Annotated in this window: 6 protein-coding genes and 2 pseudogenes; 7 read left to right on the forward strand and 1 reads right to left on the reverse strand. The window is 71.5% G+C overall.

From position 1 onward, the window contains the following. The 3 genes and pseudogenes from SACPADRAFT_RS32950 to dnaB form a co-directional block, all read left to right on the forward strand. A pseudogene (locus SACPADRAFT_RS32950) lies at positions 1-211 on the forward strand (hypothetical protein); the annotation flags it as partial. A gap of 36 nt (positions 212-247) precedes the next feature. Continuing rightward, the gene (locus tag SACPADRAFT_RS0214500; RefSeq protein ID WP_007025635.1) at positions 248-1045 is read left to right on the forward strand and encodes an ESX secretion-associated protein EspG; all 798 of its coding nucleotides are present in this window, start codon (positions 248-250) and stop codon (positions 1043-1045) included. A gap of 519 nt (positions 1046-1564) precedes the next feature. Then, positions 1565-2944 (forward strand): replicative DNA helicase, encoded by a 1380-nt coding sequence (dnaB, locus tag SACPADRAFT_RS0214505; RefSeq protein WP_007025634.1) that lies wholly within the window; start codon positions 1565-1567, stop codon positions 2942-2944. An 84-nt stretch (positions 2945-3028) separates the two neighbouring features. On the opposite strand, the gene SACPADRAFT_RS0214510 is transcribed toward dnaB, so the two are convergent. Beyond that, positions 3029-3595 carry a dihydrofolate reductase family protein gene (locus tag SACPADRAFT_RS0214510; protein ID WP_007025633.1) on the reverse strand — a complete coding sequence of 189 codons (567 nt, stop codon included), beginning with the start codon at positions 3593-3595 and terminating at the stop codon, positions 3029-3031. Positions 3596-3971: 376 nt separating this feature from the next. On the opposite strand from SACPADRAFT_RS0214510, the gene SACPADRAFT_RS0214520 reads away from it, so the two are divergent. From SACPADRAFT_RS0214520 to SACPADRAFT_RS0214535, 4 genes and pseudogenes are all read left to right on the forward strand, one after another. Beyond that, positions 3972-5228 (forward strand): AI-2E family transporter, encoded by a 1257-nt coding sequence (locus SACPADRAFT_RS0214520; protein WP_233357193.1) that lies wholly within the window; start codon positions 3972-3974, stop codon positions 5226-5228. Then, positions 5225-6372 (forward strand): annotated as a pseudogene (gene macS, locus SACPADRAFT_RS33970) (MacS family sensor histidine kinase). Before SACPADRAFT_RS0214520 ends, macS begins: the two are co-directional and overlap by 4 nt. Then, complete coding sequence (locus SACPADRAFT_RS0214530; protein ID WP_007025630.1) at positions 6369-7019, forward strand: response regulator; 651 nt, start codon at positions 6369-6371, stop codon at positions 7017-7019. The pseudogene macS and the gene SACPADRAFT_RS0214530 overlap by 4 nt, the downstream one beginning before the upstream one ends. Before the next feature lie 92 nt (positions 7020-7111). Continuing rightward, complete coding sequence (locus SACPADRAFT_RS0214535) at positions 7112-7723, forward strand: DUF1707 SHOCT-like domain-containing protein (RefSeq protein WP_007025629.1); 612 nt, start codon at positions 7112-7114, stop codon at positions 7721-7723. Positions 7724-7775 lie beyond the last annotated feature (52 nt).

Below are 7775 nucleotides of genomic sequence, written 5' to 3' on the forward strand. Positions count from 1 at the left end.
CGCCGCGGGCCGCACGGCCATGGGTGGTGCGGCCGCGGCGGGTGGTGCACGCGGCACGGGAGGCATGCCGATGGGGGCCATGGGCGGCGCCGGTCGTGGCGGCCAGGGCTCCGAGGACGAGGAGCACGAGACGAAGTACCTCCTCAAGGAGGACGGTGACTCGCTCTTCGGCACCGACGAGATGACCGCACCGCCCGTGATCGGTGAGTGACGCCCGTCCGCGACAAGCGAAGAAGGATCGACGACCGTGCTGAGACAGCAGGTGACCCTGTCCACCTCCACCGTGCTCAACCTGATCCGGCGGCGTGGTGCCGAGCCTCCGACGGTGCTGGCGGCCACCCCGGTCTGGGAGGACGAGCGCGCGCGGCGGCAGGCCGCGGAGCGGGCCGACGGCGAGTTGGCCCGCCTCGGGCTGCACGGACCGTCGGGGCCGGACCGGGAGTTCGACGCCACGATGGCGGCGGTCTCCCGGCCCGCCGTGGAGTACTACGGGTGGGTCAGCGGCGGCTACGAGAACCAGCCGTTGAACTACACCGTGCTCGTCGGGGCCGCGAACGGTGAGGGCTTCGTCCTGGCCCGCAACACCGACAACGAGGTCGTCGTGCTCGCCTCCGTGCCGCCGAACGAACTGCTGGACAACGTCATCGCCCAGCTACCCCCGTACACGCCGGGCCGTGGCCGGGTGTTGCAGGTGCCGAAGAGCCGGGTGCTCGGCGGTGCGCGACAGCCCGAACCCGAGGAGCGGGAGATGCCGGTGATGCGCCGGGGCGGGAGCGGTCCCGCCGATCCCCAGGCCGCCGAGGCGCGTCGCGTCCTCGAACTCTCCCGGATCGGCGGCGGCAACCTCTACGCCGCGGCCCGGGACCGCACCGGCCGCCGGGTGCGGGTCGAACGCCCCGTCAACTACATCGACACCGTCGAGGGTCGCTGGCTGGCGGAAGAGGTTCCCGGCCACGGCGAGCCGCTGGTCGCGCTGCACCCGGCGACCGCGGCGTTGCTCGCCGACCGGTTACGCACCGCGATGAGCACCCTCCCGATCCACTGACGACCGCCCGGTCCACACGCCCGTTCGGCGCAGCGGGGCCGCACCCGGTGGCGGCCGGTTTTCCACAGGCCGGACCGGGTCGAGCGGGCGGTGCGTGGTGCGCGACACGCCGGGGGAGCCTCTCGGCGCGACACGCCGAAATCTCCGCCACAAAGTTCTCCACAGTTTATCCACAGGGTGTGACCAGGAGTTTCAGTGAGGCCGACCTGAGTCTTCCCCAGGTTGTACACAGGCTGAGCCGAGCTTGTGATTCGTTGGGGCCGGTCATCAACAGCTTGTCCACAGTTCTGTCCACAGGCGGAATTGCGCTGCTCCGTCCGAGCGATCTAGCGTGCCGCGCGGTGGTGCGAACGCCGCCGCTGCGGCGGGTGGCGGAAACGCCGGGCACGGACGCCCGGCGAGCGCCGTCCGATCGCCTACACTAGTCGAACGGGTGTTCGACCTTCGACGGTGTTTCGCGGGAGGGCCGCCCGCACACCGCCCGACACACGTCCGCCGACCGAGGGGGTGCCAGTACAGGTGGCCATCACCGACGACCGCAGCCCTGCGCCCGCGGGGGAGCACGGCGGGTTCGAGCGCCAGCCGCCGCAGGACAACACGGCTGAGCAGTCCGTGCTCGGCGGGATGTTGCTGTCCAAGGACGCCATCGCCGACGTGGTCGAGGTGCTGCGGCCCGGCGACTTCTACCGGCCCGCACACCAGGCCGTCTACGACTGCGTCCTCGACCTCTACGGCCGGGGCGAGCCCGCCGACCCGATCACGGTGTCCGCGGAACTGGAGCGGCGCGGCGAACTCGGCCGGGCCGGTGGCGCCCCGTACCTGCACACACTGATCGCCACCGTGCCCACCGCCGCCAACGCCGGCTACTACGCCCAGATCGTGGCCGAGAAGGCCGTCCTGCGCAGGCTGGTCGAGGCGGGCACCCGGATCGTGCAGTACGGCTACGGGGCGGACAGCAACGACGGCGGGGACATCAACGAGGTCGTCGACCGTGCCCAGGCGGCGATCTACGACGTCACCGAGCGACGCACGAGCGAGGACTACGTGGCGCTGGAGGAACTCCTCCAGCCGACGATGGACGAGATCGACGCGATCGCCTCCCGGGGCGGCACCTCGCAGGGTGTGCCCACCGGGTTCGCCGATCTCGACGAGGTCACCAACGGCCTGCACCCCGGACAGATGATCATCGTCGCGGCCCGGCCCGGTGTCGGCAAGTCGACACTCGGGCTCGACTTCGCCCGGGCGTGCTCCATCCGGAACGGGCTGAGCAGCGTCATCTTCTCGCTGGAGATGAGCCGCGTCGAGATCGTGATGCGCATGCTCTCGGCCGAGGCACGGATCCGCCTGGCGGACATGCGCGGCGGCCGGATGTCGGACGACGACTGGACCCGGCTCGCCCGGCGGATGAGCGAGATCAGTGAGGCACCGCTGTTCATCGACGACTCGCCGAACCTCACGATGATGGAGATCCGGGCGAAGGCGCGTCGCCTCAAACAGCGCAACGACCTCCAGCTCATCGTCGTCGACTACATGCAGCTGATGACGTCGGGCAAACGGGTCGAGTCCCGGCAGCAGGAGGTCTCCGAGTTCTCCCGGCAGCTCAAGCTGCTCGCCAAGGAGCTGGAGGTCCCGGTGGTGGCGATCAGCCAGCTGAACCGTGGTCCGGAGCAGCGCACGGACAAGCGCCCGATGCTGGCCGACCTGCGGGAGTCCGGCTCCCTGGAGCAGGACGCCGACATGGTCATGCTGATCCACCGGCCGGACGCCTTCGAGCTCGACGACCCGAGGGCGGGGGAGGCGGACCTGATCCTGGCCAAGCACCGTGCGGGGCCGACGAGCACGATCAGCGTCGCCCACCAGCTGCACTACAGCCGGTTCGCCGACCTCGCCCAGGACTGACCGCGGCGGAGGGAGCACCTCGGCTTTCGCCGCGACGGTGCGCGTACGGCGGCAACGCGGCGCTGTGGTGGCCGAGGGGAGCCGCTAGCGCCTCGTCTCGTACCTGGTCAGGACCACGCCGCCGGGAAACGTCCGCGTCTGCGTGAGGTTCAGGTTCACCCGGCTGTCCAGCGCGGTGAAGAACGGCGTGCCACCGCCCACCAGGACCGGATGGGTGACGACCGCGTACTCGTCGATCAGGCCGGCGCGCATGGCCGCCCCGGCCAGCGTTGCGCCGCCGATGGTCATCGGGCCGCCGTTCCCGGCCCGGAGCCGGGTGATCTCGGCGATCGCGTCCCCGGTGACCAGGCGGGTGTTCCCGTCGACCCGGTCGATCGTCGAGGAGAACACCACTTTCGGCGTGTTCCGCCAGTTCCGTGCGAACTCGATCTCCGCCGGGGTGGCGTCGGGCTGCCGGTCGCCGGTCGGCCAGTAGGAGCTCATCGTCTCCCACAGCTTGCGCCCGTACAGCGAGAGGCCACTCGCCTGTTCGCGGTCGAGCCACCACTGGAACAGCTCGCCGCTCGGTCGTCCACCCCAGCCGATGTCGTCACCGGCCGCGGCGATGTAGCCGTCCAGGGTCACGTTCATGTCGAAGGTCAGTCTCCGCATGGCGCAGCCTCCCGTCCGTGGATATCCGGCGTACGGACCGGCGCGGCGCAGGAAGCTCACCGGTGCGCGATCCGGGCTCGCCGGTGGTCCTCGTGCCCGGTGCCGGCGTTCCTCGTGCCCGAACTCAGCGTGGTGTACCCGGCCGACCCGGGCAAGCCGAGGTCACGCACGGTCGACATGTCCCGGGCGGCGCGAGCGCACACCGCGGCCTGGCCCCTCCGGCACGGTCGGTAGTACCGATGTCACACTCGGGTTGCCCACGCGGAACCCGCGGACCCGATACGGTGAACCGGTGAGCGAGCAGGGGATCGGCGAAGGCGCGGGGCCGCCCGCGCAGGCGGGTGCGGACGGTGGCCGGCGGAACCGGCGGATCGCGATGCTGTCCGAGGATCCGGACGTCACGGGCTGGGTGCCGACGGGACTGCGGGTGGCCGCGGCCCTGTCGTGGCGCTTCCTCGTGGTCGTGGCCGCGTTGTACGTGGTGTTGTGGCTGATCGGGTACCTCTCGGTCGTCGTCATCCCCATGTCGATCGCGCTGCTGCTCGCCGCGCTCATGGCACCCGCGGTACGCAGGCTGGTCCTCTGGCGCGTACCGCGGCCGATCTCCGCGGTCATCGTGCTGATCCTCGGCCTGGGGGTGGTCGGGGGCCTGCTCACCTTCGTGATCACCCAGTTCACCTCCGGACTGCCGGCGTTGCAGCAGCAGTTGAATCTGAGCCTGGAACAGGTGGAGAACTGGCTGATCAACGGCCCCCTGCATCTGCGTGAGACGCAGATCGAGGACTTCATCAACAACGCGGTCCAGCTGATCCAGCAGAACCAGGCCTCGATCACCGCGGGGGCGCTCACGACGGCAGGGGCGGTCGGGGAGATCCTCACCGGCTTCCTGCTGACCCTGTTCGTACTGATCTTCTTCCTGGTCGGTGGGGAACAGATCTGGACCTTCCTCATGCGGGCCGTCCCGCAGCAGATCCGCGACCGCGCGGACACCGCGGGGCGCCGTGGCTTCGCCTCGCTGGTGAGTTACGTCCGGGCCACCGCGGCGGTGGCGGTCGTGGACGGTGTCGGGATCGGGATCGGGCTGTGGATCATGAGCGTCCCCCTGGTGGTCCCGTTGGCGACGCTGGTCTTCCTCGGCGCCTTCGTCCCGATCATCGGCGCCGTGGTCGCCGGCGCGGTCGCGGTACTCGTCGCGCTGGTGACGAACGGCTTCGTCACGGCGCTGATCGTGCTCGCCATCGTGGTCGGCGTGATGCAGCTCGAGGGCAACGTGCTGCAGCCGCTGCTGCTGGGCCGCGCCGTCCGGCTGCACCCGCTCGCCGTCGTCCTGGCGATCACCGCGGGCCTCGTCGCGGCGGGCATCCCCGGGGCGCTGCTGTCGGTCCCCCTGCTCGCGGTGCTCAACGCGGCCGTGAAGTCCCTCGTCAACGAGGAGCTCCCGGACCCGGGGGCCGTCGACGTCCTCTCCACCGAGGGGGCGCTGCCGCACCCGACCGGGGAGCCCGGAACGAGCGGGGACACCGGCGCCGCGTCGGTGACCGCACCCGACGACGGGGCGGCGTCCGGCCCCGCCCGCGCCGCCGGTCCGGAGTCCGCGCCCGACGGGAAACGGAGGGAACACGATCCGGCATGACGACGGCTCCGGCGCTGCGCGATCCCGCGGCCCCGTTGTGGTGGGGCTCGATCGTCCTGCGGTGGGTGACGCTCGGCTTCGCCTTCGGAGCGATCGTCGTACACCACGACGGCTACGTCCGCGCATGGCTGGCGTGGACCGGGTTCGCCGCGATGGTGGTGTGGACCGTGGTCACCACCCTCGTCCACGCCCGGCACTCCGGACGCACGGCGTGGTTCGTCGTCCTCGACGTCGCCGTCACCTGCGCGATCATGCTGACGTCCCCGTTCGTGCTCTCCGAGGCGCAGTACGCCGTCGTGGCTCCGCTGGTCACCACGGTCTGGGCGGCGGCGCCGCCGGTCGCGGCGGGGGCCCGGTTCGGCCCCGTGGGCGGGATGCTCGGCGGGCTCGTCCTGACCGTCTCCACCACGGTGGCGCAGCTGGGCTTCGACCTCGACGTCGCCCGGGACGGCGTCCTGTTGATCGCGAGCGGCCTGCTGGTCGGCGTCACGGCGACGACGGCCCGCCGGTCGCAGGACGCGCTCGCCCGCGCCCTGCGCACCGAGGCCGCGACGGCCGAACGGGAGCGGTTGGCCCGCTCGATCCACGACAGTGTGCTGCAGGTGCTGGCCCGGGTGCGCCGCCGGGGATCCGAGCTCGGTGGCGAGGCGGCGGACCTCGCCCGGCTGGCGGGCGAACAGGAGATCGCGTTGCGCGCGCTGGTCAGCACCGAACCGGGCGGGTCCGGCGGTGACGACCGGGCCGACCTGCGCGCGGCGCTGCAGGTCCTGAGCACGTCGCGGGTGCAGGTCTCGGCACCCGCCGGGGAGGTGCCGATGCCCGGCACAGCGGTGGAGGAACTCGTGGCCACTGTCCGGGAAGCACTGTCCAATGTCGACAAGCATGTCGGACCCGAGGCGAAGGCCTGGGTCCTGCTCGAGGATCTCGGGGAGGAAGTCGTGTTGACGGTGAGGGACGACGGTCCGGCATCCCGCCGGGGCGGCTGGAGCAGGCGGCGGGCGAAGGACACCTGGGGGTGGCCAAGTCGATCCGTGGACGGGTCGCCGCGCTCGGTGGCACCTGCGCCCTCCAGACCGCACCGGGCCAGGGGACGGAATGGGAGATGCGCGTCCCGCGCCCGGCTCCGGGAGGGAGAGGCAGATGACGGTCTCGGTCATGATCGTCGACGACCACCCGATCTGGCGGGACGGCGTCGCCAGGGACCTCACCGAGCACGGGTTCGAGGTGCGGGCGACCGCCTCGGACGGTGCGGCGGCGACCCGGATCGCCCGTGCCGTGCGACCGGACGTCGTGCTGATGGACCTCAACCTCGGCAGCTCCTCCGGTGTCGAGGCCACCCGCACGATCACCGGGGAACTCCCGGACACACGGGTGCTCGTGCTCTCGGCCAGCGGGGAACACGACGACGTGCTCCAGGCGGTGAAGGCGGGCGCCTCGGGATACCTGGTCAAGTCGGCCTCGGTCGACGAACTCGTGGACGCGGTCCGCCGCACGGCCGAGGGCGACCCGGTGTTCACCGCCGGACTCGCGGGCATGGTGCTCGGCGAGTACCGGAGGATGGCCGACGCGCCCGCGCCGGGCGAACCGCCACCGCAGTTGACTGACCGGGAGACCGATGTGCTGCGGCTGGTCGCCAAGGGGCTGACCGCGCGCCAGATCGCCGACCGGTTGGTGATCTCCCACCGGACCGTGGAGAACCACGTCCAGTCGACGCTGCGCAAACTCCAACTGCACAACCGCGTGGAACTCGCCCGCTATGCCATCGAGCACGGACTCGACCGGGAGTCCTGACCGGGACACGGCCGGCGTGTCGACGGGCCCGGGCGCCTTCTCAGGGTCTTCCCGGATCCGTCCGGACGCGCGCCCGGCTAGCATCGACGCACATGGGAGCCGAGCGGGACCTGCGCGTGTCCGACGCCGAACGCGAACACGTCGTCGGACTGCTGCAACAGGCCATCGGGCGGGGCATGTTGACGCTGGACGAGTTCACCGAACGGACCGACACCGCCCTGGCCGCCCGCACCCGGGGTGAGCTCAACACCGTGCTCGTGGATCTGCCCGGGCTCGGCCACCCGGACGTGCCGCGACCCGCCCCGACCACGCCGACCGCCCCGGCGTCCGCCGGTGCGGGTTCCGCACCGATGGAACTGCGCGCCTACGGTTCGCAGCTGGTGCGCAAGGGACGGTGGTTCGTGCCCACCGAACTGTCCGTGCGCAACCGCTACGCCGACACGCGGATCGACTTCAGCGAGGCCGAGTTCGCCGGCCCGGAGATCCACGTGCGGCTGGACACCAAGTGGTGCTCGGTGAAGTTCCTCGTCCCCGAGAATTCGGTCGTGGATCTCAACGGTCTGGACGAGCTGAAGTGGTCGACGATCCACGACCGCACCCACACCGCGCACGCGACCGACGGGCCGCGGTTCGTGGTCACCGGCAGGCTCTACGGCGGGTCCCTGACGCTGCGGCACCCGCGCCGGAACTGGTTCGCGGGCTGACGCCCGCACCGGGGTCGGGGCGTCGGCTCACCCGGCGGCGACCGCCGCGAGG

The sequence above is a fragment of the Saccharomonospora iraqiensis subsp. paurometabolica YIM 90007 genome (genome assembly GCF_000231035.2).
Classification (GTDB): Bacteria; Actinomycetota; Actinomycetes; order Mycobacteriales; family Pseudonocardiaceae; genus Saccharomonospora; species Saccharomonospora paurometabolica.

What these genes read in the sequence shown, in the direction of transcription:
- SACPADRAFT_RS0214535 (WP_007025629.1), top strand. Translation starts at nt 7,112, where the DNA reads ATGGGAGCCGAGCGGGACCTGCGCGTGTCCGACGCCGAACGCGAACAC.
- SACPADRAFT_RS0214520 (WP_233357193.1), top strand. Translation starts at nt 3,972, where the DNA reads ATGCTGTCCGAGGATCCGGACGTCACGGGCTGGGTGCCGACGGGACTG.
- SACPADRAFT_RS0214510 (WP_007025633.1), bottom strand. Translation starts at nt 3,595, where the DNA reads ATGCGGAGACTGACCTTCGACATGAACGTGACCCTGGACGGCTACATC.
- SACPADRAFT_RS0214530 (WP_007025630.1), top strand. Translation starts at nt 6,369, where the DNA reads ATGACGGTCTCGGTCATGATCGTCGACGACCACCCGATCTGGCGGGAC.